Annotated in this window: 33 protein-coding genes; 29 read left to right on the top strand and 4 right to left on the bottom strand. The window is 61.5% G+C overall.

Going from position 1 to position 25,732, the window contains the following annotated elements; all coding sequences use genetic code 11:
• The first annotated feature begins 45 nt into the window (after window positions 1–45).
• The 24 genes from BISA_RS07325 (at window position 46) to BISA_RS07210 (ending at window position 17,447) form a co-directional block, all read left to right on the top strand.
• Window positions 46–1,512 carry a phage portal protein gene (locus BISA_RS07325; RefSeq protein WP_237746114.1) on the top strand — a complete coding sequence of 489 codons (1,467 nt, stop codon included), beginning with the start codon at window positions 46–48 and terminating at the stop codon, window positions 1,510–1,512.
• Window positions 1,424–3,124 (top strand): VG15 protein, encoded by a 1,701-nt coding sequence (locus BISA_RS12280; RefSeq protein WP_051917401.1) that lies wholly within the window; start codon window positions 1,424–1,426, stop codon window positions 3,122–3,124. Before BISA_RS07325 ends, BISA_RS12280 begins: the two co-directional genes overlap by 89 nt.
• Before the next feature lie 56 nt (window positions 3,125–3,180).
• Window positions 3,181–3,384, top strand: coding sequence for a hypothetical protein (locus BISA_RS07315; RefSeq protein ID WP_033891076.1), 204 nt, complete (start codon window positions 3,181–3,183; stop codon window positions 3,382–3,384).
• Window positions 3,385–3,471: 87 nt separating this feature from the next.
• The gene (locus BISA_RS07310) at window positions 3,472–4,020 is read left to right on the top strand and encodes a capsid assembly scaffolding protein Gp46 family protein (protein ID WP_033891075.1); all 549 of its coding nucleotides are present in this window, start codon (window positions 3,472–3,474) and stop codon (window positions 4,018–4,020) included.
• 39 nt (window positions 4,021–4,059) lie between these two features.
• A complete protein-coding gene (locus BISA_RS07305) occupies window positions 4,060–5,001 on the top strand; it encodes a phage major capsid protein (RefSeq protein ID WP_033891073.1) in 942 nt (313 codons plus the stop codon).
• Window positions 5,001–5,324: a hypothetical protein gene (locus BISA_RS13240; RefSeq protein WP_033891072.1), complete on the top strand. Its 324-nt coding sequence runs from the start codon at window positions 5,001–5,003 to the stop codon at window positions 5,322–5,324. The genes BISA_RS07305 and BISA_RS13240 overlap by 1 nt, the downstream gene beginning before the upstream one ends.
• Window positions 5,321–5,680, top strand: a complete 360-nt coding sequence (locus BISA_RS07295) for a hypothetical protein (protein ID WP_033891071.1) — start codon at window positions 5,321–5,323, stop codon at window positions 5,678–5,680. Before BISA_RS13240 ends, BISA_RS07295 begins: the two co-directional genes overlap by 4 nt.
• Window positions 5,681–5,690: 10 nt before the next feature.
• On the top strand, window positions 5,691–6,107 hold the full coding sequence (locus tag BISA_RS07290; protein ID WP_033891070.1) for a Gp19/Gp15/Gp42 family protein: 417 nt from the start codon (window positions 5,691–5,693) through the stop codon (window positions 6,105–6,107).
• A complete protein-coding gene (locus tag BISA_RS07285) occupies window positions 6,094–6,414 on the top strand; it encodes a hypothetical protein (RefSeq protein WP_033891069.1) in 321 nt (106 codons plus the stop codon). Before BISA_RS07290 ends, BISA_RS07285 begins: the two co-directional genes overlap by 14 nt.
• A 2-nt stretch (window positions 6,415–6,416) precedes the next feature.
• Window positions 6,417–6,662, top strand: a complete 246-nt coding sequence (locus tag BISA_RS07280) for a hypothetical protein (RefSeq protein ID WP_033891067.1) — start codon at window positions 6,417–6,419, stop codon at window positions 6,660–6,662.
• Entirely contained in the window at window positions 6,659–7,057 is a 399-nt protein-coding gene (locus tag BISA_RS07275; RefSeq protein WP_033891066.1) for a hypothetical protein, read from the top strand. The genes BISA_RS07280 and BISA_RS07275 overlap by 4 nt, the downstream gene beginning before the upstream one ends.
• 37 nt (window positions 7,058–7,094) lie before the next feature.
• Entirely contained in the window at window positions 7,095–7,724 is a 630-nt protein-coding gene (locus BISA_RS07270; protein ID WP_033891065.1) for a phage tail tube protein, read from the top strand.
• Window positions 7,725–7,868: 144 nt separating this feature from the next.
• A complete protein-coding gene (locus tag BISA_RS07265; protein ID WP_033891064.1) occupies window positions 7,869–8,249 on the top strand; it encodes a hypothetical protein in 381 nt (126 codons plus the stop codon).
• 77 nt (window positions 8,250–8,326) lie between these two features.
• Complete coding sequence (locus tag BISA_RS12860) at window positions 8,327–8,629, top strand: hypothetical protein (RefSeq protein ID WP_152597262.1); 303 nt, start codon at window positions 8,327–8,329, stop codon at window positions 8,627–8,629.
• A gap of 53 nt (window positions 8,630–8,682) precedes the next feature.
• On the top strand, window positions 8,683–11,424 hold the full coding sequence (locus tag BISA_RS07255) for a tape measure protein (protein ID WP_033891061.1): 2,742 nt from the start codon (window positions 8,683–8,685) through the stop codon (window positions 11,422–11,424).
• On the top strand, window positions 11,411–12,256 hold the full coding sequence (locus BISA_RS07250; RefSeq protein ID WP_033891060.1) for a hypothetical protein: 846 nt from the start codon (window positions 11,411–11,413) through the stop codon (window positions 12,254–12,256). Before BISA_RS07255 ends, BISA_RS07250 begins: the two co-directional genes overlap by 14 nt.
• Window positions 12,241–13,380 carry a hypothetical protein gene (locus BISA_RS07245; protein WP_033891059.1) on the top strand — a complete coding sequence of 380 codons (1,140 nt, stop codon included), beginning with the start codon at window positions 12,241–12,243 and terminating at the stop codon, window positions 13,378–13,380. Before BISA_RS07250 ends, BISA_RS07245 begins: the two co-directional genes overlap by 16 nt.
• The gene (locus tag BISA_RS07240; protein ID WP_033891058.1) at window positions 13,380–13,772 is read left to right on the top strand and encodes a hypothetical protein; all 393 of its coding nucleotides are present in this window, start codon (window positions 13,380–13,382) and stop codon (window positions 13,770–13,772) included. Before BISA_RS07245 ends, BISA_RS07240 begins: the two co-directional genes overlap by 1 nt.
• The gene (locus tag BISA_RS07235) at window positions 13,769–14,074 is read left to right on the top strand and encodes a hypothetical protein (RefSeq protein WP_033891056.1); all 306 of its coding nucleotides are present in this window, start codon (window positions 13,769–13,771) and stop codon (window positions 14,072–14,074) included. Before BISA_RS07240 ends, BISA_RS07235 begins: the two co-directional genes overlap by 4 nt.
• Window positions 14,075–14,076: 2 nt before the next feature.
• A complete protein-coding gene (locus BISA_RS07230) occupies window positions 14,077–14,799 on the top strand; it encodes a hypothetical protein (RefSeq protein WP_033891055.1) in 723 nt (240 codons plus the stop codon).
• Between the two features lie 18 nt (window positions 14,800–14,817).
• The gene (locus BISA_RS12855) at window positions 14,818–15,660 is read left to right on the top strand and encodes a collagen-like domain-containing protein (RefSeq protein WP_051917400.1); all 843 of its coding nucleotides are present in this window, start codon (window positions 14,818–14,820) and stop codon (window positions 15,658–15,660) included.
• A 124-nt stretch (window positions 15,661–15,784) separates the two neighbouring features.
• The gene (locus BISA_RS13490; protein WP_051917399.1) at window positions 15,785–16,375 is read left to right on the top strand and encodes a collagen-like domain-containing protein; all 591 of its coding nucleotides are present in this window, start codon (window positions 15,785–15,787) and stop codon (window positions 16,373–16,375) included.
• A 5-nt stretch (window positions 16,376–16,380) separates the two neighbouring features.
• Window positions 16,381–16,584: a phage baseplate protein gene (locus BISA_RS07215; protein ID WP_033891054.1), complete on the top strand. Its 204-nt coding sequence runs from the start codon at window positions 16,381–16,383 to the stop codon at window positions 16,582–16,584.
• A gap of 17 nt (window positions 16,585–16,601) precedes the next feature.
• Window positions 16,602–17,447: a hypothetical protein gene (locus tag BISA_RS07210; RefSeq protein ID WP_033891053.1), complete on the top strand. Its 846-nt coding sequence runs from the start codon at window positions 16,602–16,604 to the stop codon at window positions 17,445–17,447.
• A 363-nt stretch (window positions 17,448–17,810) separates the two neighbouring features.
• Here BISA_RS07210 and BISA_RS07205 read toward each other — a convergent pair whose 3' ends face one another.
• Entirely contained in the window at window positions 17,811–18,098 is a 288-nt protein-coding gene (locus BISA_RS07205) for a hypothetical protein (RefSeq protein ID WP_156099589.1), read from the bottom strand.
• 344 nt (window positions 18,099–18,442) lie between these two features.
• A complete protein-coding gene (locus tag BISA_RS07195) occupies window positions 18,443–19,306 on the bottom strand; it encodes a tyrosine-type recombinase/integrase (RefSeq protein WP_081890057.1) in 864 nt (287 codons plus the stop codon).
• A gap of 98 nt (window positions 19,307–19,404) precedes the next feature.
• Here BISA_RS07195 and BISA_RS07190 point away from each other — a divergent pair, with 98 nt between their 5' ends.
• Genes BISA_RS07190 through BISA_RS07180 form a run of 3 tightly spaced genes read left to right on the top strand, consistent with a single transcriptional unit; the run spans window position 19,405 to window position 21,115 of the window.
• On the top strand, window positions 19,405–19,827 hold the full coding sequence (locus BISA_RS07190) for a hypothetical protein (protein ID WP_033891049.1): 423 nt from the start codon (window positions 19,405–19,407) through the stop codon (window positions 19,825–19,827).
• Between the two features lie 12 nt (window positions 19,828–19,839).
• Window positions 19,840–20,787, top strand: coding sequence for a peptidoglycan recognition protein family protein (locus BISA_RS12565; RefSeq protein WP_081890056.1), 948 nt, complete (start codon window positions 19,840–19,842; stop codon window positions 20,785–20,787).
• Between the two features lies 1 nt (window position 20,788).
• Window positions 20,789–21,115: a phage holin gene (locus BISA_RS07180; RefSeq protein WP_237746113.1), complete on the top strand. Its 327-nt coding sequence runs from the start codon at window positions 20,789–20,791 to the stop codon at window positions 21,113–21,115.
• 445 nt (window positions 21,116–21,560) lie between these two features.
• Here the strand turns inward: BISA_RS07180 and BISA_RS07175 are convergent, their stop codons facing one another.
• Window positions 21,561–22,574, bottom strand: coding sequence for an AraC family transcriptional regulator (locus BISA_RS07175; RefSeq protein WP_033891048.1), 1,014 nt, complete (start codon window positions 22,572–22,574; stop codon window positions 21,561–21,563).
• Between the two features lie 173 nt (window positions 22,575–22,747).
• Between BISA_RS07175 and BISA_RS07170 the strand changes: the two genes are divergently transcribed.
• Window positions 22,748–23,959 carry an MFS transporter gene (locus BISA_RS07170; protein ID WP_033891217.1) on the top strand — a complete coding sequence of 404 codons (1,212 nt, stop codon included), beginning with the start codon at window positions 22,748–22,750 and terminating at the stop codon, window positions 23,957–23,959.
• 56 nt (window positions 23,960–24,015) lie between these two features.
• On the top strand, window positions 24,016–25,104 hold the full coding sequence (locus BISA_RS07165) for a glycerol dehydrogenase (RefSeq protein ID WP_033891047.1): 1,089 nt from the start codon (window positions 24,016–24,018) through the stop codon (window positions 25,102–25,104).
• Window positions 25,105–25,192: 88 nt separating this feature from the next.
• Here the strand turns inward: BISA_RS07165 and BISA_RS12270 are convergent, their stop codons facing one another.
• Window positions 25,193–25,732 (bottom strand): GNAT family N-acetyltransferase, encoded by a 540-nt coding sequence (locus tag BISA_RS12270; protein ID WP_081890055.1) that lies wholly within the window; start codon window positions 25,730–25,732, stop codon window positions 25,193–25,195.

Raw genomic sequence — 25,732 nt, 5'->3', positions numbered from 1 at the left:
CAGGATGTGGTAATCGCTGCGGGAGGCAAGCCCTGGCTGAGCGCCATGGATTTCCAGATACCACGCATCGCGGGGATAGATGACGCGGATATGCCGATGGTGTACCGGCTGCGCGACGTGTGGGCCAGCAAATATCCGGGCAACGTGCTGCGCACTCTCTACTACACGGCGCACGAGCGTTACAAGGATTTCGGGTTGAGCGTGCCGCCGCGCATCGCCGGACAGGTGGCGCCGATGATCGGCTGGCCGGCCAAGGCCGTGCGCACCCTGTCCGATCTGAGCGCGTTCGAGGGCTTCCAGCTGCCTTCCGACTCCGATATGTATGGCGTGCAGGAGATCTGCGACACGAACAGGCTCACCACCGCGGTCAGCCAGACCATCGTGAGCGCATACACGCATTCGTGCGCGTTCCTGACCGTCTCCCTCACGGAGGATGGCACGGTGGCCGTCAGCCCTCGTTCCGCCGATTGGAGCGCCGCCATCTGGGATGGTCTGCACAATCGGATCGGCGCGGCCATGACCATCACCGACACCGACGAGAACGGCAAGGTCGATGGGTTCAACGTGTGGCTGCCCCACTGCCTGTACGAATGCTCCAGAACCGGTGGCGTGTGGAGCGCCAGACGTTCCCGTAATCCGTTGAACCGACCCACGGTGGTTCCGTTCTGCTACGACCCCCAGCTGGACAGGCCTTTCGGCCGAAGCCGTATCAGCGGCCCGTTGATGGCGCTGACGGACATCGGCATCCGCACCGTGACCCGTATGGAGGCGACCGCCGAATTCTATTCGGCCCCCAAGCTCTGGTTCCTTGGAGTCAGCCCGCAGGCGTTCGACAAGGACCTGTGGAGCTCTCTCGTCTCCGTCATCAACAGCATCGACTCCGATATCGACGGCAACAAGCCCGAACTCAAGCAGGTGTCACAAGCGAGCATGCAGCCGCATTCCGACATGCTCAAGACCATCGCCATGCTCGTCGCCTCCGAGACGAGCCTGCCGGTCAACGATCTGGGCATCACCATGGACAACCCCGCAAGCGCCGAGGCCATGGCGGCGGCCGAACGCAAGCTCTCCCGCGAGGCCGACCGGCAGAACCGCCTGTTCTCCGAAGCATTGAAGGACGCCATGGGCATGGCCGTCAGACTCGCCAACCCCGGTCTGACGAGCCTCCCAGAGGAGATCAGCGGCATGCGGCCCGTATGGGCTCCCACCCGCGAGGTCTCCGACGCGGCGCGCGCCGACTACTACGCGAAAATCGCCGGAGTCAACAGCGCGTTCGCGGATTCGGACGTGGGCCTGATGAAAGCCGGATTGACGTTCGCGGAGATCCGCTCGTTCCGCGCCTACCAGCAGCGAGTGAAGGCCCAGCAGAGCATCGACCAGCTGAAACAGCGCACCCTAACACAACGGCAGGAGGTGAACGGCGATGGCTCAGACGAACAGGCTTCCGGCGTCGCCGGAACTGCGCAGACTGCTGGAACAGGCACAGAAGGACTATCAGACCAATCTCGATAATCTGACCGACGCCGCGACCGAGGACATCGAGACCGCGTTGAACCGCGGCGACCTCGACGTCAAGGAGCTCGTCAGGGATTATTCGCGGGAGGCCTCCCAGCTGGCGAACGACTACTACGACCAGTTGCGCGGTCTGTGGAGCGAATACGGCGGCGCGGACATGCCCGACTTCGAGCACACGCAGCTCATCGACCCAGACCGCGTACTCTGGCAGCAGCAGAGCGGCTTCTCGAACACCGACTTCAACGGCCTGACCTACCAGCAGGTCAAAAACGGACAGTCACGCGCCGGCATGACCATCGAAGACCTATGGCCGCCATTCAACAACGTGGATGACGCGCAGCAGTTCATCGCCGACATGATCAACACCAGCGGACGTCTGACCATGCAGCGCAACATCCGCACCGACCCCACCAAACCCCGCTGGGCTCGAGTCTGCGGCGGCGCGAAACCATGCGCGTTCTGCGTCATGCTCGCCTCCCGCGGCTTCGCCTACCTCAGCGAGGAAACCGCGCAGCTCGGCGGCTCGTTCCATGACGGCCACTGCCACTGCACCGTCGTACCCAGCTGGGGCAAAACCACACACCTGCTCGAAAAACAGGCCGAGTGGCAGGAGATGTACCAGACCGCCAAAACAATCAGTGCCAACGGTCAATACGATGGCGACGCGTTATCCGCCATGCGAAGAATCTATGCCGGCACCCTCAAGGACGGCACCCCGCTCGGCATTAGTGTCGACAGTGATCTTTATAAGAGCCTCAGCACTGAAGACATCGCCGGCATCCTCCAACTGCTTGCCAATACCAAACATGTCAAAACCGCCAGACTCTGGGCAGACCACGTCAACAGCTACCGCATCGTAGACAAGCACAACGGCGATACGCCGTTCTTCGATCCAAAACGGCTCGGCATAAGCCTCGATATCGATCATCTCACCGACGCGCCGGACGGTCACGCCCCTTATCAGACTCTCTTCCATGAAACCGGTCACATGCTTGACTGGCTCCAAGGCAATGGGAAACAGTTCTACTCGCAAACCTATCGGGACAAGAACGGCAGCAGCTTCAAAGATCTGCTCAAGCAGGACGGAGCCGATGCGCTCGACGCCGCGAAGAGGAAAGCATGGCCGATTATTCAGCGTCAGCTCGAAAGCATTCGCGACGAGGTCGCAAAACGCGGATACGCAGAAGGCCGGTACCTGCACCGGCTCGCCGACATGGGCCTCGTCAAACATAGCGAAATCAGCAAGTATATGGGCGAAAGGAAATACGAGAATGCAATCCTCCGCTTCATTGACGATGCACTGTTCGAGGAATACGTCGATGACAAAATCGCCATGAAGGCGCTCGCCGATGAAATCCACTCCCAGGGTAAGAACGCGGACTTCGACGTAGACGATATTCTCGAATTCGCATTGGGAAACCAATGGCACGACTACTCCAAGATGTACCATCCGGTCGGCTATTTCAAGAGCCATTCCGTGGAAACGGAGGCGTTCGCCGAAATGCTCGGCGGGCACCTCGCCAACGAGAATACGTGGAAATTGTTCGTGAGTTACTTCCCGAAAAGCTATAGAATGTTCCAAGACATGATAAGGAGCATGGCATCATGAAACCAGGAGACCCAGGATATTACCCCTGCTTATCTGATTACCCATCAAAGCAGGCAATGTATGAATCTCCCGAATTCGCAGCCCTTACTACCGAGGATGTTCTTGCCTGCTACCATTGTGAATTCGGCGAGGGGATTAATCATTTCAACGATCCGAAGAACCCCAAGAACGATGAGGAGGCCAAGAAGATGGCCATTGAATGCCTCATCGCAGGCAAGCCACGCCCATGGGACGAGATTCCCGAAGGCGCAGTCATCTAGCCCATAACCCATTTTTCTGTTTATAACCACCCGCACGGGTGGTTTTTTTATGCCCGAAACGGGCCACAAACCATAAGGAGAACACCCATGTTCAACATGAACCAGCCCTGGAACCCATGCCATCAGACCCGCCTCCGTCTCATCGACGCGGGCTCCGACGAAGGCGGCTCCAACACCAGTGATCCCGCAACGAGAGAGCCCGGCGCAGGCGATATCGACTGGAAGGCGAAGTTCGAGGCCGAACGCGCCCACTCGCGTGAATGGGAGAAACGCGCCAAGGACAACAAGGCGGCGGCCGACGAGCTGCAACAGCTCAAGGAAAGCCAGATGTCCGAACAGCAGAAGGCCGAAGCCCGCACCATGAAGCTCCAGAAGGAGCTCGACCAATTGAAGGCCGAGAAACAGGCCAGCGCATGGCGCTCGCAGGTGATGACCGAGACCGGTCTTCCAGCGAATCTCGTCATCGGCTCCACGTTGGAGGAGATGCAGGCGAACGCGAAGGCCATCAACGAATACGTGGCCGAGAAATCCAAGACGGGTGACGGCGGATACAGGTTGTCCGATCCCTCCAGGCAGCCGCATACCGCTCCCACCGATCTGCAGCAGTTCGCGGCCAGTGTGTTCTCCGGCAATTAATCACATCAACATAACCCTATTATTCAAGGAGGCCATATCATGGCTATTTTCGGTACCGGCGGCATCAAGGTGATGCCTAACCAGATCGCGGACGGCATCGTCGACCAGGTGCAGTCCGGCAGCGCCATCGGCGTATTGTCCCAGCAGAAGGCGATGCGTTTCGGCGAGACCAGCATCGTCACGTTCGAGAACCGTCCCCGTGCCGAGTTCGTGGACGAGGGCGCTCAGAAGTCCTCCACGACCGGCTCGTTCGGCGTGGTCAAGACAGTTCCGCACAAGACACAGGTCACCATGCGCTTCGACCAGGAGGTGCAGTGGGCGGATTCCGACTACCAGCTCGGCATCCTCAACAAGCTCGCCGATGAGGGCTCCAAGGCGCTGGCCCGAGCGCTCGACCTCGGAGTGTTCTACCGCGTCAACCCGCTGACCGGCAAGCCGGTCGAATCCTGGACGAACTATCTGAACGCCACCACCAAACGCGTGGCACGCACCGCCAGCCCGGACGTCGATGTCGAGCAGGCAATCGGCCTGATCCTCAACGACAAGGAAGGCTGGGATGTGAACGGCATCGCCATGAGCCGTCAGTTCGCGTTCGACCTCGCCACTTTGAAGGACACGCAGAAGCGTCCGCTCTACCCGGAGCTCGGCTACGGCGTGACCATGAACAGCTTCAAGGGCATCCCCGCATCCGTGACCACCACCGTCAGCGCACCGGAGTTCACCGCTCCCGCCGAAGGCGAGAACTACACGGTGCCGAACGTCGGCGCCATCGTGGGCGACTGGAAGAACGGCATCTACTGGGGCGTGCAGCGCAACCTGCCGTTGGAGACCATCACCTACGGTGATCCGGACGGCCAGGGTGATCTGCGCCGCAACAACCAGATCGCACTCCGACTGGAGATCCTGTACGCCTGGTACGTGTTCACCGACCGCTTCGCCGTGGTCGAAGGCGACGCACCCACCACGAAGGCGGGCAAGTGATGAGCCAGGCAGTTGAATTCCACCACCTGACCAGCGGCGTCACGAACGACGCGAAGCAGGCGGTCATCGAAACCCAGTTCGTTGATGAGAACGGCGATCCGGTTGACATCGGCGGTGGCTCCGCTACTCCGGCTGATGGTTCGGTGACGAACGCGATGCTGGCGGGCGGCATCACCGCGGACAAGCTCGCCGCTGGCGTGATCCCGACCGTTCCGAAGGCCGCGTACGTGGCCGACCCGGCCGGTGATGCGCCGACGAAGGCCGAATACGTGGCATTGCGCGATGCTCTGGTCACCGCGGGACTCATGTCCCCAAAAGCGTGACCCCGCCGGCATCCAACCTATGGCCGCGGATCCCGGGCCTGCCCAAAACCGTTGAAGGCGTCGAATACACGGATGCCGGCAACGGGGTCATCCACGCCAAGGGCACCGCGACGTGGTGGTCGAGCCTCGGGGAGAACGTCACCCTCCAGGAAGGCGAATACACGCTGAGCGAATCCGTCTCCGGCGATCAGAGGAACCTGTACGCGCAGATCGTGGTCGATGGCGTCTACCATACGACCGCCGCGCCGGAAGCGTCGTTCCACGTGCCGGCAGGCAGGTACTGGTGCAGCGTCAACGTGCGCAACGGCACGACCGTGGACGCGGACATAACGCCCGCGCTCACCCGGATCGGATAAGGAGGTCGAAATGGACGTTTCCGCTCCGTTCGCCACGCATTCCGATCTGGAGGATCGCTGGCACAAGCTGCAGCCCGATGAGCGGAAGCAGGCGGATATCCTGCTCGCGGACGCGAGCGAGATCATCCGAAACCGTCTGCGACCGTATCCAGAGACCCGTGACCCCATGTGGTGGGCCGGCCATCGGCGTGGCCTGGAGTCGGTGTGCTGCCAGATGGTGCGCACCGCCATGGAATTGCAGGTGTCCGGCAATCCCACGGGTGTGAGCCAATCGACCGAGACCACGGGCCCGTTCTCCAGCACCTATTCGTGGGCGAGTCCTGACGGGTATCTGCGGTTCACGGACGACATGCTGCGCAATCTCGGCCTGGGCGGCCAGAGGGTGTTCAGCTTCGATATGGCGGGAGCGCGTCATGGAACGTGTTGACGTGTATCGGGGTGCTGCGGAGGTCGATGCCGACGGGAATCCGGTGCAGGGCGAGATGAAGCATGTCGCTACGCTCATGGGTTTCGTGGCTCCGGTGGAGGCTTCGCAGTCTCCGGGAGCGGATTCGCAGGGTGTGGCCAGACGCTACACCCTGTATTTCCGTGGTTCCGAACCCACCGGGATCCTGGACACGGATTGCCTCGTGGTTCGCGGCATGCCGTTGATGGTCGATGGGCCGCCGCTGGAATGGTGGCGGTACGGGCGTCATATCGGCGACGTGGTCAACGCGTTCGTCAGGGAGGGATGACTATGACGAAGAAGGTCAAGGTGGTGCTCAACCGCTCCGCATTCAGTTCCGAGGTGCTGCACAGGGTCGTAAAACCGGTCATGGACAGCGTGCAGGAGCAGATGGAGGGCATGGCCCAGGTGCATCCGTCCATCAGGGTGTACCGCAACGAGGACACCGACCGCAGCAACGTGGTCGCCACGGCACCCGCGGCGGTGGAGGGAGCGCATGGCGTACTCACGCAGATGATCGGCAAGGTGGTCGCATGAGCGTGTTCCAGCCTCCCACGAGGACCCCGCGATTGGAGCGTATCCTGTTGAACCCGCTGCGCGAACGCTTCCCGGACGTGGTGTTCGGCACGCTGCGCAGCAGGGGCAATCCGGAGCTCGAATGCGTGATCGTGGCCGAACCGCAGCAGAAGGTCACGCCGATCAGCCAGTACGTCCGCCTGCGCTGCTCCGTGTGGGTGCGCAGGGACGACGGCACCGGCGACCTCGATGCGTCGCATGATCTGGCCGGCCGCATCGAACTGTATCTGACCGGATTGTGGCCGCCGACGCCGATCATCAGCATCGAGCATGATTCCGGGCCGGTGCGCATGACCGACGAGAACGGCTGCAACTACTCGTATCTCATCCTCCTGCTCCAGACCGAAACCGTCTGAAGCGGATCATCCAAACAAGCTTCGAAAGGCAAATATCATGGCTGACAACAGTTACATCAGCTCGGGCAACAACGCCGACCTCGTGCGCGCCATCAAGGACTACGCGCTGTTCCTGTTCGACGAGGGCGAGACGTTCACCAAGCCGGCTGGCGTCGATTGGACGCCTCCGGCGAACAAGCTGCCCATCGGCTACAACAGCGAGGATGGCACCACCATCCACCCGGAGCCCGGTGACGAGACCGAGATCAATGGGCATAACGGCGACGTGGTGTATTCGGAGACCGACCCCGGCTACTGGACGTTCCAGTTCTCCGCGCTCGAAGGCAAGAAAAGCGTGGTCGAACTGTACACGAACGCCACTGTGGACGAGGATGGCGGCATCCACGTCAAGGACGCGTCCACGTCCAAGACCATGTCGATGGTTCTCGCGGGCCTCGACCAGAAGGAACGCCCCGTCATCGTCTACGCGGAGAAGGTCAAGGTCTCCGACCGCGACGACATCTCCCTCAAATCCACGGACCTGCTCCAGTTCAACATGACGCTCAAGGCGTTCAAGGGCTCGGACGGCTACCAGTGGAATGCGTGGGGCATGGTCGTGGAATCCACTGCCGGCACGGCCGCACAGGCCGACGTCGAACAGGCATCCATCCAACAGGCTACGGCTTGACATCATTCTTCCCCACGGGTTTTCACGGTTCTCTCTTCCGCCCGTGGGGATCCTTATTCTTCCCCGTGTCCCGGATGGCGGTCCCGACGCGGGGAACCTCATACATTGACCGCCGACAACCATCACAATCTTTAGGAGACCGCCATGAACAACAGCAACACCTATGCGAAGGTCGAAGCCGACATCAGCGACGAGGAACAGTACGACGACGTGCACCTCGACGTGCTCGGAGTCAAACTCGACCTGCCCAACCTCAACAGCGCAGACCTGCCCATCGACCTGGTCAACGTGATCCTCCTGGTCAAAAGCCAGCCCGTGCTCTCCGACGAACAGAACGCGCTCGCCATGAGCGCGTTCCTCGCCTACTTCCAACAGCTTCGCCCCGACTACTGGAACGCGTTGCGCAAGAGCAGGCACGGCATGGCATGGCTCGCCGCGACAATCCGCACCTGGGCCGAACAATCGGGACTCGACCCAAAATCGTTTACCTCACCAATCTCCACGCCAGCCACCGTGAAGCGTTAGACCTCGACTGGCTCAGCCACTACCACGCCACATGGAAGCCCGTCAGCCTCCACGAATGGCTCGACGCACCGTCTGATATGAAGCCCAAAGCCAACATCAGCCTGGGCAAGGCGTGGAGACTCACCCGCGAAATCCTCAAGGACCATCGAAGCCACAGCTATGCGGCGCTCGCCGGATGGAGCTACATCCCCTCCGATGGCGAGATCGCGCTCTGGGACCGCATGGAACTCGAAGGCCGGCTGAAACGCAGGGGCTGGCGTCCATGGGCCGACAGGCATAACGACCCGTTCGCACCCGTCCACGTGGAGACCCGCGAGACCCGCGAGCGACGGCTCGAACGCCGCAGCCGGCTGAAACAGCGATACCACATCACCGACTAAACCCCGACCGCCATCGGGGGAAACCCAGCAACTCCATGAAGGAGGCAACCCCGATGGCACAGGACATCGGCACCGTATACGTGCAGGTCGTCCCCTCCGGCAAGGACTTCGGCAAAACCCTCGAAGGCGACATCACCGGCAGCGTGGACAACGCCGCCAGGAAAAGCGGAACCAACCTCACGGGCACGCTCGGCAAGGCGTTCGGCACGATCGGCAAACTCGGATTGGGAGCCATCGGCACCATCACCGGAGGCATCGCCGGACTCGCCGCCAAGGGCGGTTTCGAACGCGCGCTGAACATCGAGAACGCGCAGGCCAAATTGAAGGGCCTCGGCCATGATTCCGCCAGCGTCGCCAAGATCATGAACAACGCGCTCGCCTCCGTGAAGGGCACCGCGTTCGGATTGGGAGACGCGGCCACCGTCGCCGCATCCCTGTCGGCCGCCGGCGTCGAATCCGGCGAACAGCTCACCAAGGTGTTGAAGACCGTGGCCGACACGGCGCAGATCAGCGGCCGTGAGCTCACGGACATCGGCACCATCTTCGGCTCCGTCGCCGCGCGCGGCAAGCTGCAGGGCGATGACATGCTGCAGCTCATGAGCAGCGGCGTGCCCGTGCTGCAGATGCTCGCCAAGCATCTGAACACCACAGCCGAGGACGTTTCCGACCTGGTGACGAAAGGCAAGATCGACTTCCAGACGTTCGCCGACGCCATGCAGGAAGGTCTCGGCGGAGCCGCATTGGCCGCCGGCGACACGTTCAGCGGCGCATTGGCGAACGTGAAGGCCGCTCTCAGCCGATTGGGCGAAGGCCCCGGCAAGATCGCGCTCGAATCCCTGCGCAAAATGTTCAACGCGGCCATACCCGCGGTCGATGCGCTCTCCAGCCAGCTCACCCCGTTCGTGGAACAGCTGAACGGCAAGCTCAGCCCCTACGTGGACAGGGCCGTGCAGCTCATCGAACGATTCTCCGAGGGACTGCAGGATGGCAGCATCTCCATCCAGGACATCACGGGAAGCATCGGCTCGCTCGTGGGAGCGTTCGCCCTGTTCGCCGGAGTCGGCGGCAACGTCGACACGATCACCGGAATATTCGATACGCTCGGCAAACTGGGTGACGGTGGGATCGGCAAGCTCGCGTCCAAGGTGAAGCAGATGCCGGGCCAGCTGCAGTCGGGTCTCACCGGCCTGCAGCAGTTCAAGGCCTATTTCAACAAGGATCTGCGCGACGCGCTCGCCATCGACGGCGACCCGTTCGCCGAAACGGTCAACCGAATCCTGCAGGGCGGCGACAAGATAACCGGCCCGCTGCGATCGCTCGGCTCGAAGATCGGCAATTCAGACCTCGTCCAATCGGTCGCGGGCATGGCCGACAAGGTCGGCGTCGGCTTCGGCAAGATCACCAGCGCGTTCGACTCGAACATCAGGGTGCTGGGCGTCAAGGTCGGCGACGGTTTCGGAAACGTGTTCTCCAAGGTGTCGGACAGCAAGCTCGTATCCGGGCTGGGATCCCTCGCCGGCAAGACGAAAACCGCGCTGACCCCGGTCATCTCGGGCATCGGCGGCATGCTCGACGGAGTCGGCGACGTGTTCGGCGGGATCGGAGACATCGTCGGCCCGAAGGTCCAAGCGGGTCTCGGCAAGATAGGCTCATTGTTCGGCAGCTTCTTCTCGCCGGGCAATTTCATGAAATACATGGGCATCGCGGGCATCATCGCCGCACTGGTCGCCGGACTGGGAATGCTCGACCAGAGCATGCAGGGCCAACTGTTCGCCATGATCGGCAACATCTCGGCGCAGATACCGGGATGGCTGCAGACCCTGAACATGCAGATCACCGCGAACCTGCCTGCCATGCTCGCACAGGGGGCCGCAATACTCACCGCATTGATGAACGCGATCAGCACGAACGCGCCCCAGCTGATGAACACCGCCATGCTCATCATCACCACGCTCGTCAACGGTCTCGCCGCGCAACTGCCGACCCTGCTGCCGGCAGCGCTCAACATGGTCATGGCGCTCGTCAACGGTCTCGCGTCAAACGCCGGCCAGCTGCTCAACAGCGGCATGCAGCTGCTGCTCGGCCTCGTGCAGGGCCTCGTGAACGCATTGCCGCAGCTCATCAACCAGGCACCGACCATCATCGGCAACCTCGCCAGCTCGATAGCCGCGAACCTGCCGCAGATACTCCAGACCGGCATGCAGATTCTCGTCACCCTCGCCAACGGCCTCGCCAGCGCGATACCCCAGCTGCTCGGCAAGATACCGGCCATCGTCAAAGCGATCTGGAACGCGTTCAGCTCGGTCAACTGGGGTGATGTCGGCATGAACATCATCACCGGCATCGCCAGCGGTCTCGCCTCGGCTGCCGGCAAACTCGTGGACGCGGCCGTCAAAGCGGCGACCGACGCGCTCAACTGGGTCAAGGACAAGCTCGGCATCCAATCACCGTCACGCGTGTTCCGCGACGAAGTAGGCGTCATGATCGGCCGCGGCATGGCCGAAGGCATCACACGCAGCGAAAACACGGTGAACCGGAGCCTCGGAGCGCTCGCCAGTGGGCTTACATTGGACGGCTACACGTTCGGCATGCCCGCCATGAACCTGCCGGCCAACGCCTATCAGATGGTCAATCGTGCGGAAGATCAGAACCGTCAGGCCTCGTCGGACGAGCTGCTGGCCGAACTGAAGGCTCTCCACGAGGATCTGCCGATCATCCTCGAGCATATGGGCATCAGCATCGACGGCCGTGAGTTCGGCAGACTGACACGGAGGTACGCGTATGCAACGGTGTGAGTACATCTGCTCCACGGGTGAGAGCCTCTCGTTCGAGGGCCCCATCTACGGGGAGACGATGCCGTCATTGCGGGGACGCGCGTGGGCGTATTCGCTCGGCGCGCGCACCCTGTCGGGGGTGGCGTGGCAGGCTCGCGAGCTTACGCTCACCGTGAAGGCCGTGGCCGGCGAAACCGAACTGGACCGGCTGCGCATGCTCGCGGACCATGACGTGCTCGCGCACGCCACGGACCCCACCGTGTCAGGTCTGCTGCGTGTGGACGATGAATGGGAGTGCAGGGCGCTCATCGTCAGGAGCGAACCGCAATCCATCACGCCGCGACTTGTTGAAATCGAATTGACGGTCACGCAGCTCGGCCGGTGGCGTCGCAGCCTGCCGACCATCGTCTACGCGCCCAGCGATCCGGATGCGTACGCGTTCCTGGATTATCCGCATGACATGGATTACGACTACGGGCCCCCGTCGGCACCACCCGTGGTGGCGGTGGATGGGTTGGACCCGTTGGCGTTCCGCATGACCATACTCGGGCCATGTTCGGATCCCACCGTCACCATCGGTTCCAATCGGTACCGGATAACCGGTGACATCCCCGGTGGTGCCAGCGTCGAGGTGAACGCCGTCGAAGGCGAGAGATCCGTCATCTTCGTGACGGCGGCCGGCGACCGGATCAACTGGTTCGCGAACGCGGAACGCGGCAGTGGCATGGATTCCGGCTCGTACATCTTCCAGCCGCTGCCCGCGGGCCGTACCGAGGTGAGCTGGCCTGGAGGCTTCACGTTCGAGCTGACACCCGTCGAGGAGAGGAGCGAACCGCCATGGTCAGCCTCATAGTCACCGACGCGAGCCACACGCCGCTGCGCGCGTTGGATGATTACACGCTCGACCTCGCCTACGGGTCCGATGAGAATTCGTTCAAGCTCACGTGCATGCCGCAGCCCGAAGTGGGCTCGCTCGTCATGATCGACGGCACCGAATACGGGGGCATGGTCACCGTCCGCAACACGGACGGCAGCGTGGAGGGCCCCACCTGGCATGGCATGCTCGCACGCCGCATCCTCCAACCTGATGCGGGAGCCGACTATCTGACGGTCTCCGGCTCCGCCGGCGACGTGCTCAACACGTTGTTCAAACGAGTCGGATTGGATTCGCTGTTCGCGGCCGGCGCGCGGCACGCGGTCACCATCGGAAGCTACTCGTTCGACCGGTATACGGATGCGTACACGGGCATCAGGAAGATGCTCGCCACCGCACAGGCGAAACTCCGGCTCGTATGGGCCGACGGCCGCGTGAACGCGTACGCGCTGCCCATCGAGCATTACGGCGACAGCATCGACTCCGACGTCATCGAATTCAAGGCATCGCTTGACGGCCAGCCGGTGAACCATCTCATCGGACTGGGAACAGGAGAGCTCAGGAACCGCGCCGTAGTCCACTGGTACGCGGATTCGGGCGGCAACGTCAGCCAGACCCAGACGCTCACCGGACTGGCGGAACGTCAGGCCATCTACGACTATTCCAACGCGAAACCCGACGAGCTCAACACCGAGACCCGCAAGAAGCTCATAGAGCTCCAATCACAGGGCGAGGTGGAGGTCACCGTAACGGACAACACGTTGAGCATGGACGTGGGCGACACCGTCACCGGCCGCGACAACCGGCTCGGCATCACATTGACGGTGCCCGTCACGAAGAAGATCGCGAAGGTCGCGGGAGGTGCGCTCTCCGTGGACTACGAGTGCGGCACCGACGCCACGAGCCTCGCCGGCGCCGCCGAAACCACGAACGCCACCGCCACGGGCACGGCGCAATCCGCCATGCTCTCCGCACGCTCCGCCACGCCGCCGGTCGGATACGTGCTCATCAACACCACCGGCGAGAACCCGGCAGCGGACTACGGCGGCGAATGGCGGCGAATCGAAACAACCCCGGCTCACATGTGGGAAAGGATCAGCTGATGAACAACACAATGGGTCGAACATGCCTGCTCGAGGCGAACCTCATCCTCGTGGCCGGCATCACCAACACGTACCGGCTGCGATGGCTGCGCCGCGTCACCGACCAGCACGGTGCCACGGTCGCCAGACCGATGGACCTGACCGGCTTCAAACCGGTCATGCAGATACGCCGAGACCGGCTCCTGGTCATCGACCTCACCGAATACGTGCGGTTGGACGAGCACGGCTACATCACCGTCACCATACCCGACGAGACCACACGCAGCCTGCCGGAAGGCAGCGCCGCATGGGATCTGCTGCTCGAGGCCCCGGACGGGGAGACCATCCGACTGGCCGCGGGATCCGCGCTCATCGAAACCACCGTCAGCATGACCACAGGAGGAAACCAATGATCCGCACGTTGAACGGCTGCAGCTGCGACGACCTGGTCACCATCATCGACGACGCGATCGTCACGGAGGGCCAGAAAGGCGAAAGCGCGTATGAGACCGCCGTCAAACTCGGCTACGAGGGCACCGAGGCCGAATGGATCGAATCACTGCACGGGCAGGGCATCAGCCTCGGCCACGGCGACCCGACCAGCGAGCTCACGGCCCGCGAGGGCGACGGATATCTGAACGCCGACAACGGCGACCTATGGAAATACACGTCGGAACCGGACGGCTCCGAGGAAACCAACCAGCAAGGAGAATAACCATGGCGAACGCATGGAAGAAAATGGGCAGCCTGCGAGGCCCCGCGGGAGCGGGAGCCGACGTGGCCACCAGCGAGAAGGCCGGCATAGTCAAACCGTCAAACGATTTCGACGTCACCGCCGACGGCACGCTCAGCCTCTACACGGCGATGAGCATCAGCTCGTTCACCGGCGGCTCCGACCACGAGATCGGCGAAACCGTGGACACCGTGAACCTCGCATGGAAGCTCAACAAGACCCCGACGACGCTCACCCTCGACGGCCAGGAGATCACCAAGGGCACGGACGGCCAATTCCCCGCCAGCCAGCCGCTCACCGGCCAGGGCATCAAAGCCAACAAGACCTACACGCTCGCAGCCACCGACGCACGCGGCTCCAAAGCCCAGAAATCCACCAGCGTGCTCTTCCACTACAAACGCTACTGGGGCGTGGGCGAGAACCCCGCAGACGGCGTGGACAGCGCGTTCCTGCTCGCGCTCGCAGGCTCCGAGCTTGGCGACACCAAGTCGAAGACGTTCACGGTGAACGCCGCCGCGGGCCAGTACATCTGGTATGCGATCCCGCACTCGTTCGGCACCCCGACGTTCAAGGTCGGCGGCTTCGAGGGCGGTTTCAACCTCGTCAAGACGTTCGACCACACCAACGCGTCCGGAGCGACCGTCAGCTACGACGTGTACCAGTCCACCAACGCCAGCCTCGGCCAGACCACCGTCGAAGCCAACTAACGGAAAGGAGCATTCATCATGCCTATCCAGCTCATCGACAAGATCAAGCAGAAGAACGACGGCACGTTCTACCTCGTGGACGCCGTGGACGTCGAATACAACAAGAAATCATTGATCGACGCGTTGAAGGCCGGCGAGATCATCCCGGCCGGCTCCGGCGGCACCAATGCCGGCACGTTCCACGTCGCATCCGTCAACATCGGCTCCAACACCGCGTTCGACAGTTCGAAGCTCACCCCAAGCACGGTGGCGGTCGGCGACCTCATCGTTGACGCCAACGGCGACTTCTACACCGTCACTGCCGTGGAAGGCACCACCGTCACCCCGTCCGCCGCGTTGACCGCGGACGCAGGCGGCTCGCTGAGCCTCAAGGGAGCCAAAGGCGACAAGGGCGAAACCGGCCCGCAAGGCCCCGCAGGCCCTCAAGGCGAGAAGGGCGACGCGTTCAGCGTGGCCAAGACCTACGCTTCCGTGGCCGAGATGAACGCCGACTACAAGAACCCCGACATCCCGATCGGCTCGTTCGTGGTCATCAGCACCAGCGACGTGAACGACGCGGACAACGCGAAGATGTTCGTCAAGAACGACACCCAGTACGCGTTCGTCACCGACCTCTCAGGCGCGCAGGGCATCCAAGGCCCCGCAGGCCCGCAAGGCGAACAGGGCCCGCAAGGCGAAACCGGCCCCCAGGGTGAGAAGGGAGCCGACGGCGCACCCGGAGCCAAAGGCGATACCGGCCAGCGCGGCAACCGCATCACCGTCGGCGACGGCGAACCCGGTGAACCACCAGCCGACGCGCTCGCCGGAGATGTGTACATCAACCAGTCCAACGGTGATTTCTACCAGGTGCAGGACCAGTAACCTGCACTCGATCCAAACCATTCGAATCAATCAATGCCATAACCAACCAGCAGTAAGGAGCACATCATGGCATACGTGAAGAAACTCAACCTCACCGGCCCTCAGGGCCCTCAAGGCCCGAAGGGTGAGACCGGTCCTCAAGGCCCGAAGGCGAGCAGGCCCCCAGGGTGCGAAAGGCGACGCGTTCGCCATTGCGAAGACCTATTCCAGCGTTTCCGCGATGAACGCGGGCTACGCCACAGACGGCGTGCTCAACGGCCAGTTCGTCATGATCGACACCGGCAACGTCAACGACGCGGACAACGCGAAGCTCTACGTCAAGGGAGCCAAGGAATACACGTACATCACCGACCTCTCCGGCGCGACCGGCATGACGGGCCCTCAGGGCCCAGCCGGTGCGAAGGGTGAAACAGGTGCCACGGGTCCGCAGGGCCCGGCAGGAGCGAAGGGTGAAACCGGTGAGACCGGTCCGCAGGGTCCCAAGGGTGATACCGGTGCAACCGGAGCCAAGGGTGAGACCGGCCCTCAGGGCCCTGCAGGCCCGGCAGGAGCCACCGGCCCGGCAGGTCCTCAAGGTGAGAAGGGTGCCGACGGTGCCAAGGGTGCCGACGGCAACACCATCACCTACGGCGAAACCGCTCCTGCAGCGGGAGCCACCGGCAAGGCCGGCGACGTGTACATCCAATCGAACGGCGATCTCTACATCTACGAGTAACCGTGATGGCATACGTCAAGAAAACCAACCTGCGAGGCCCGCAAGGCCCCGCAGGCCCCACCCCAAGCCTGAAGGACGTGTTCCTCCAGGCCCACCCGGTGGGCAGCATCTACCTCACCACCGAATCCGCCAACCCCGGAACCATCTACGGGGGAACATGGCAGACCATGCCATCCCTCGGCCCCTACACATGGCTGAGAACCGCCTGAGCGAAAGGCTTTGAACAATGACAGTGGAACTCATCACCGGCTACGCCGGAACCCCACACATCAGCAGCGACGAGGTCGGCGCATACAACGCCGGACTCGTCGGGCCGGGAGACTACGCGCTCGCAACCGGCGACCAGCTTGCCGGCAGCATGACCAGCAGCACCGTGTTCTCCCTGAAATCCGGTGACGCCGTATTGAACGGCCGCCACGTGCATCTCGCAGGCACGAGCACCGTGGAGATCACCGCTGGCACCGCCGGACAGAAACGCAACGACCTGGTCGTGCTCCGCTACACGCGCGACACCGCCACCAACATCGAGGGCTGCCGTCTCGTCGTCATCAAAGGCACGAGCACCACAGGCACCGCAGCAGACCCGGCACACAACACCGATAGCATTCTTAACGGCGTCGCCACGCATGACATGCCTCTTTACCGCATCCCGTTGGACGGCATCATCGTCGGCACTCTCGTACCATTGTTCAACGTGTTGAAGCCTATGGCTGACGTGTGGGATTCACTATCCCCGGCCACGTTATGGTCGGGCGCGTTGCAGGAGGGGACGGCCACACTCGGCGCGTCCGCCAATGGGTATCGGCATCTACTGCTTGAAAGCAAGGACGATGACGGCCTGTACCGGACGTTCGTCGTCCCAGTCGTCAACGGCGGCAAGGCGACAACCACGCTCAGCTGGCATGCAACCAGCATCACGACCGGCAAGACCTGGTTCAAGGATGTGCGGTTCGCCGTCGAGGACAAAATCATCACAATCAACACACCTCGAGCACGTGATTCCGACAGCATCAGCAAACTCGTATCCACAACCAAGATTCTCACCCTGACCGCCGTCTACGGGATTCACTAACCCAGTCGCTCAGGGTCGCGCGGTTCACATGGCAGAACCAGGTCTCGTTCAACCCGGACTCGTACGGCGGCGGCATGGAAATCGTCGTGGATGAACGCAACCGGCTGCTCCACGTGGACCTCTCGGGCTTCAAGAGCACGGTCAACCTGAGCGGCGGATATCCGGTGTTCCAGTACGCTTCGGGCGTGAAGCCGTCCAAGGCAGTCGCCCTGTCGTGCCTGTGGGCGATCCAGGGCGCAGCTACGGCAAGCAGGGCACGTGGAACACAAACGGCACCGTCACGGTCGTCGGCGGCCTGTCGAATGGCGACCGCTGCCTGCACACGCCGCGCACACTGCCCATCCCCGACGGCGTCACGTTCGGTTAGACGAGCTCGCCGTAGGCGAACCACCTGGGGAACATGTCCTTCTGCGTGGCGTTCGAGTCGACGTTGCGTACGCCGAACCGGAAGCCGATCGCGGTGATGTCCTGCGCCTCAGAGAGCAACGCCACGTCCGTGCTGTTGGTCCATACCATCGGCGCCATCTTGTACGGCTTGGGGAACGTGATGTTCGTCCACCAGGTCTTGCCGCCGCCGACACCGCCCTTGACGAGGTTCACCGTGCCGGTCTGGAACAACGGCTGGGATAGTGAAACCCCTATCGGAGCCACACGGCGTGGCCGCGCGGGTACCGGCTGGTGCTGGAACTGGATTGGCTGGACGTACGGAAGTGGATGTAGCCGTCTCGGCTCACGCTCACCGACTCCGTCGGCGCGGACACCAGATACCACTCGTCGATGTCCGGGAAGGTATCGGCGGGCCGCAGTTCCTCGGGCAGAGGCCCGATCTTGTCGTCACGTCCGGGGCTGAGGCTGGTCAGATTGCCGGTGCACGTGCACCAGCAGTACACGAACTTCCCTACGGCGCAGGCCACGATCACCAGCTGGGGGTTACCCGATGCGGCCAGGTCGGTCCATCGGAACGTCTGCGGCGCGGCCGGGGTTAGTGAAACCCGTTAGCGTATGAGCGCACGCTCCCATAATCGTTGGGCTTCGCGCAGGACCTCGCTGTCAGGGCGCAGATAGTATCGGGCCGTGGTCGCGATACTGGAGTGGCCCAATGCCCGGCTGACCACGGCCACGTCGACTCCAGCGCCCAACGCGGTGCTGGCCCAACTGTGGCGCAGATTACGGCGCGGCACATAGGGTAGATCGTGTGCGGCACACCATGACCGGTATCGTCTGGCCACTTGCCCCGGATTCAACGAGCCGACGAGACGGCCGCCCTCGCGTGGCCTGATGTCACGCAATCGCAGTACCGCGAAGCGCGGCAATACGACGGTACGACGACTCAATTCGGTCTTTGGTTCCACGATGACCTCATGGCCGCCCACCCACTGCACGCCGCGTTGGATCCGTACCTTGCCGGTGTTGAGGTTCAAATCACCCCATTCGAGGCCCAACGCCTCTTCGGTGCGTAGGCCAAGGCAGACGCTGCAGATTAGCCAAGCCTCGAGCTCATGCCCGTGGAAGCCCTGCAATAGTTGACGCACTTGTTTGATGTCGAGTACCTGTGGCTCATAACCGGAGGGCCTCGGTGGCGTGACCCTGCCGGTGATATCAACGTCCAACAGGGCGAGCCGGACCGCCGAGCGCAGCATCTGACGGAGCACCGCCCATGCCTTGCGCGCAGCGCCGGCTGTGGGTATCGAATCAAGCCACGCTTGGATGCGTGGAGCCGTTAACTCGCCTAGTTCGATACCACCGAGCGCGGGTTGGATGTGCCGGTGCCATGCGCTCTCATAGCCGACTCGTGTGCACTCGCGCAAGCGTTGGCATGTAGGCCAATAGCACTGCGCCCAATATTCGTTCAACAACATTTCAGCCTCCTGGAAAACCCACACGCCGCGCGGCCATTCCGCGCGGAACATCGTGTGGGTTTCAAGGGAGTCAATCAGAAGGAGGAGGCCATGAGCCTATGACTGAGACGATTCCGGTATGGGTGGTGATAGTCACCGCCGTGATAGGTAGTGGAGCCACCGGAACCATCACCGCATGGGTGCTGGAACGAGTCAGCAAGCGGGACATGACCATCACCCGCGACGAGCTCGACGCAGCGTTGGCGGATTCGAGCACGATACGCGACCTGCAGTCCAAGTTGGATCGCGACTACGAGCGGCTGGAATCGTCGGAACGCGACCGCAGGGAACTGCGATTGGACGTGCTCCGGCTGGAACTGTTCAACCACACCGGCAGTCGAACCCAGCACGAACGCCAGTTGGAGGCCGGCAAGGAATACATCGATCTGGGCGGCAACGGATACGGGCATGCACGCTACGAGGCGTTGAAACACGACTACGTACGCCGCGAGAACGCATCCGACTGGACCTACCAGCGATAGAAAGGAACCCTTATGAAAAATTGGGAGACCCTCGAGGCTGACGAGAACCTGATTCTCACCACTCATTACACGCCCGGTCGAGCGGGCCATGCGGTCAAGGGCGTCGTGCTGCATCACAACGCGGGCAACCTGGACGCACGGCAGATCTACAACGTGTGGCAGACCCGACAGGCCAGCGCGCACTATCAGGTCGCCGCCGACGGCAGAATCAGCCAACATGTGTGGGATGCGGACACCGCGTGGGCGTGTGGCGATTGGAACGCGAACCTCGACTACATCAGCATCGAGCACGCCGACATCAGCAGCAGCCCATGGATGGTCAGTGACGCCACGTTGGACAACGGTGCGCATCTGACCGCCGCGATCTGCAAGCACTATGGCTTGGGAAGGCCCACGTGGATGGTCAACGTGTTCCCGCACAGCCGTTTCAGCTCCACCCAGTGCCCGGCCTCGTTGGCCGGCTCGCAGAACGCCGCATACATGGCCCGAGCCCAGCAATGGTACGACCACATGACCAACGGCGCGTCAGCGCCAACCACCACCAACAACACAACACAACAGGAGGATATCGATATGAGCTGCGCTCTCATGATCCGCAACGACGACACCGGACTCGTCTACTACTGGAGCCCGGAAACCGGTTTGACCGGACTGAGTCATCCCGACCAGATGAAGGTATTGGAAGCCGCTGGAGTGCCGTTGATGCATGCCAGCAAGGGAGCCCCATGGTGGATGCGCGCCCAGCAGATCACCGATTTGGTGCAGGCCAAGACTCTCGCCTATGAGACCGCGCAGACCAAGGCCCTCGAGGCCATCGCCAAAAACGCGGGAGCCGACCCTGAAACCATCACCAATGCGGTCAAGACCTCGGTCAACGCCGCGCTCGCGAACCTGAGCATCACGCTGACCAACCAGGCCAAGAACATCGAAACCACCACCGATTCCAAGGAGGAAAACTGACATGGGAGCACAGGAGACCACTCTCGATGAGACCGAAGGCGACCTGCAGCCGATGAACACTCCCGGCGTCGCCGACCACAAGGCCACCAAATCCGACTTGAACGGCGACAACGTGCCCGACTGGCTCATCCCGAGCAAGATGTATGACATCCTGAAATGGCTGGCCGTGCTCGTGCTCCCCGCGCTCTCCGTGCTCATCGCGGCACTGGGACCCGTATGGGGTTGGGGCGCATTGGCCAACCAATTGTCCACCAGCATCAATGCCGTCACCCTGTTCATCGGCGCGATCATCGGAGCCAGCGCCATCAAGGCCACAGCCAGCCGATGAGCCGGATCCGATGGGCGTTCGAATGCGCCGCTCTGATCTCGGTCCTGCTCCTGCTCGAGATCTACGCCGCCATCACCGGCGACCGTGACATGCCCTGAAAACTGAACGCCCCGCCCAGGCATCACGGACGGCTCCGCATGAGCCGCACCGCTTGCCGGACGGGGCGTTTTCCTGTATACAATTGAAGCGATACAACAAAATAGAGTGTCAATAGTGTGTACACACAAAAGGAGAGACGTCGAAACCCTTGAAAACACAGGGAAACGAAAAAACACGAGAACATTCAAGTTCTCCCCAACGTCTAAGAAGTGATTGCTTCATAGTGTCGAGGGCCTTGGAATTCCAGTGATTCCAAGGCCCTTATTTGTGTATTTGTATGTTGAGGTTGTCTTTGCTGCCGTTCGCTGCGAATGGCGGAGCAGTTGCCGGCAACTGCTCCGCGTCCTCATGTTGCCAGCTCTCGGTCTCGCCATTGGCGTGGGGTGGCGTCCATGTGCCGTCGGAACACGTAACTGAAATAAACGGGTGACGAGAAGCCGCAGGCCTGCGAAATCTCCTTGATGGACATGGTTCCCTCGGACAACAACTCACGGGCCTTGCCAAGGCGATAATCGGTGAGGTAGTCGATTGGCGTCTGCCCGGCATATGTGCGAAACAGTTCGCAGCAGACGCGACGGCCGACTATGCCGGCGCGCGCGATGTCGTCAAGAGTGATCTTGTGTGATGCGTTGGCGCGGATGAAGGCCATCATAAGCAGGAAAGATCTGAACTCAGGCCCTGGATCGTTTGCCGCGGCATGTGCCGATGAAGGAGTTGGGTATTCCGGGGTTCTTTGGTCCACCGTCTTTGGTTCGGCGGTAATGGTTCCTTCGTTGATTCTTTCCAATGCCAGAAAGCACAAGCGTGCAGACTGGGCGACTGCCGGCAGCACCGTCAGCGCGTCGCCTGTCTCCTGTTGCCTTTCGCACCGGGACATCAGTCGTTCGAGCTCGTCGATATCGAACAGCAACGTGCGGTCCCGTTCACGGGTTGAGTCGAGTACGACGTAATCAGGAGCGGTGTCATCCATGCGCTTCAGCATGGCGGCTGCCATTGGCGCATACATCGCGCCTAGCAGTGAAGCATCGATTACCGCCGAGACGAATCCGGCATCATCGCCGTCGTCGCATACCAGATAGTGCATGCGACGCGAGTTGATGAAGATGCCTTCGCCTGCATGCAACGGAATGAGCGCGCCGTTGACGAATACGCGTGGATGGCCGTTGAGAACATGGATGAATTCCAAGTCGCGATGCCAATGACACGCCATGCGAAAGCCATAACGATGCATGGAGTCACGTCTTGCGTACATCGGCAATCCCGGCAGATTGTAGTGCGGGGTTTCCGAAAGATCGGAGAAAATGGTCAGAGGATTGGACCTTTTCGGAAAGGTCTGATCAATCGTTCGATCGGCAGTCATTGTTGTCACGATTTCTATCGTAATGGAAACTATAGTGATGGTTCGTCTCGTATCTCATCGAGTTCATATCACTATCATGACAGTAGTTTCTAGGTGAGTGATGTGAACATATCGATCATCATGTTCACCTTATTTCGATAGTTAATCGTGTTGTCCAGGAAAGGATGCTCATAGTGGATGCCACGAGGGTGCGAAGTGGATCCCGGTTCTTCACCGTGCCGGTCATCACGCTTATCGCATTGACGTTTTTGCTGGGACTGAGCGAGTTCATCGTGGTTGGCGTCATGCAGCCGATTGCCTCGGACATGCGCGTTTCGTTGGCGGCCATCGGTTCATTGGTTTCTGCCTTCGCGCTCGTATACGCGCCGATGACTCCAATCGGAGCGGCCGTATCCGCCAAGTTCAATCGATTCCATGCCTTGATGGCGATGACGGGCATCTTCTTGGCCGGCAATGTCCTGTGCGCCTTTGCCCTGAATTATCCGATGCTGCTGGTGGGGCGCATCGTCATCGCCACAGTGAGCGGACCACTCGTGGCCGTGCCCATGACATTCGCACCGGATCTGGTCGGCGCATCTGATCGGCCCCGGTTCATGTCCTGGATCTTCTCCGGCATCTCCATCGCCGCGGTCTTCGGCGTGCCGATCGGTACATTCATCGCACAACAGTTCGGCTGGCGATGGTCATTCCATCTGATCAATCTGCTGACCGTGCTCGTCATCATATCGATGCTGCGCTGCCTGCCACGCGCCTCATATACAACCGGAGCCACGCGTTTCCTACCACAATTCCGTCTCTTTACCGACGTGCGGGTCTGGTACGGCATGCTTGCGGTCGTTTTTGGAGCAGCGGCGACGTATTCCTTTTACACATATCTTTCCCCCATCCTCACCGAGGAAATCGGCATCCCCGAGCGGTACCTGAGTCTTGCGTTGACCGCAATCGGTCTTGCGGCATTGTGGTCCAATTTGTACAGCGGCAAGTTGGCGGCTCGTGGCACCGGCTCGAAGCCGATCATCGGTCTGATTTCGCTGTACCTGTTGCAGGCTGTCTGTCTGGCCGTGCTGCCGTTCGCAAGTATGATTCCGGCGCTCGGGGCCGTGGATCTGCTCGCACTGGCCTGTCTCATGTACCTGCAGAATTCGCCGTCCCAGGTACTGCATACCGCCATCGCCGCCGAGCGTTTCCCTGAGTCCATGACATTGGCCTCTTCGATGAACGCGATGGCATTCAACATCGGCATAACCTTGGGGTCCACCATCAGCGGACTGGCCATGACGCATCTGGGACTGCGTTGGCTCGGCCTCTTTGGCGCGGTGCTGGCATTGGGTTCGGTCGGCGTGCTGGTGCTGCTCAAGCGCACGGAATCACGCAACATCTCGTGATGGTTTTGACTGCTGTTTCAACAACACTCAACCCAACAATGAAGTAAGGAGTAACCATGAGAACAGTGCTGTGCTCACCCGGCAGCTACATCCAACAGGAGGACGCATTAGGCTCGCTCGCCTCGGAATACGTGGAACTCGGTTCAGCAGGCGCGTATCTGATCGTCGACCCGTTCATCGACCGGATGTACCACGATCGAATCATTTCGAGTTTCGATGCCTCGAACACTCCATATCATTACGAGGCGTTCGCCGGTGAATGCTCGATGGCCGAGGTCCACCGTCATCAGAAACTGTTGGACAAATGCGATGTGGTGCTCGGTATCGGAGGCGGCAAGTCGCTCGATACGGCCAAAGCCGTGGCGCATTTCGCCGAGCTGCCGGTCATCATCGTGCCGACGGCCGCGTCCTCGGACGCGCCGTGTTCGCGGCTTTCGGTGCTGTACACCGACGACGGGCAGTTCGATCGGTATCTGCCCTTGCCCAAGAACCCGGAAAAGGTGATCATGGACACGGATGTCATCGCCAAGGCACCTGCCAGACTCCTGACGGCCGGCTTCGGTGACGCCTACGCCACCTATTTCGAGGCTCTTGCCTGCATCAAATCGAACGCGGTCACCATGGCCGGCGGCCATGCCACCAATGCCGCCGAAGCGATGGCACGCCTGTGCCATGATCTGCTCATCGCCGACGGCGTGAAAGCCTTGGCGGCGGCGCATAAGGGTCTGCGCACCCGTGCCTTGGAACAGGTGGTCGAAGCGAACACGCTGCTCAGCGGCATCGGTTTCGAGTCGAGCGGATTGGCGGCGGCGCATGCCGTGCATAACGGCCTGACCGCGCTGGAAGGCACCCATAAGTATCTGCACGGCGAGAAGGTGGCGTACGGCACCCTCACGCAGTTCATACTGGAGGATCGGCCGATGGCTGATTTCGAGGAGGCGTTTGGATTCTTCCGAGCGGTCGGCTTACCAACCACCTTGGCCGACATCGGCATTGCAGACGCCACGGACGCCGACCTGCTGCGCGTGGGCAAACTGGCCTGCTCGCCGGACGACACGATGGGCAACATGCCGTTCGAGGTCACTCCGTCCGACGTGGCCATCGCCCTGCGTGCAGTGGACTCGCTCGACGCCGTAGTCGGATAGTGGGACTTGTCCGTATGAACGGCCTGTTGCTGGAGAAACAGCCTGATGCCGTATAGCGACATCGTCGAGTTCAAGTTCTTCCCAACATCTAGGAAGTGATTGCTTCATAGTGCCGAGACCATGGAATTTCACGGGCCATCAGATAGTTGATGAACGAAACGGTTTCGATGGTCGGATGCCGGGTCTCGACTGTGCGGAATCCATGACGGGTGAAGAACGGGCGTGCGGTGATACTGGCATGGACAGTGAGACGTTCGACGCCATGGTCGGTGGCGAACTGTTCCACCCGTGTAAGTAGTAACGTGGCGACATCCATGCGCCCGTACGCCGGGTCGACGAACAGCATGTCGATGTATCCGTCGTCGTCCACATCGATGAACCCGATTGGCGTGTCGATTGCGGAGTCGGGTGAGTCGCCGTCGCAGGTGTCATCGATCGGTGCGGCGACCCACGTATGCGCCGCCCTTCGGCAGGCATTCCACCCGGCAGCCGAACCGGCTTGACTGGCCCACATGCGTGTTTGTTCCGCCGTATAATCCCGCGATGCCGTTTCGAGGATGGCGCGACGGAACGCGCACATCGTAGCCATCGCATCCGACGGCCGATACTCCCGGATGATGATTTGCAT

Origin of the sequence: Bifidobacterium saguini DSM 23967 (assembly GCF_000741715.1) — a bacterium.
In the GTDB taxonomy this organism is placed as follows: domain Bacteria; phylum Actinomycetota; class Actinomycetes; order Actinomycetales; family Bifidobacteriaceae; genus Bifidobacterium; species Bifidobacterium saguini.
Note: the sequence above shows the minus strand (reverse complement) of the source record. Positions and strands in the feature narration are given on the sequence as shown.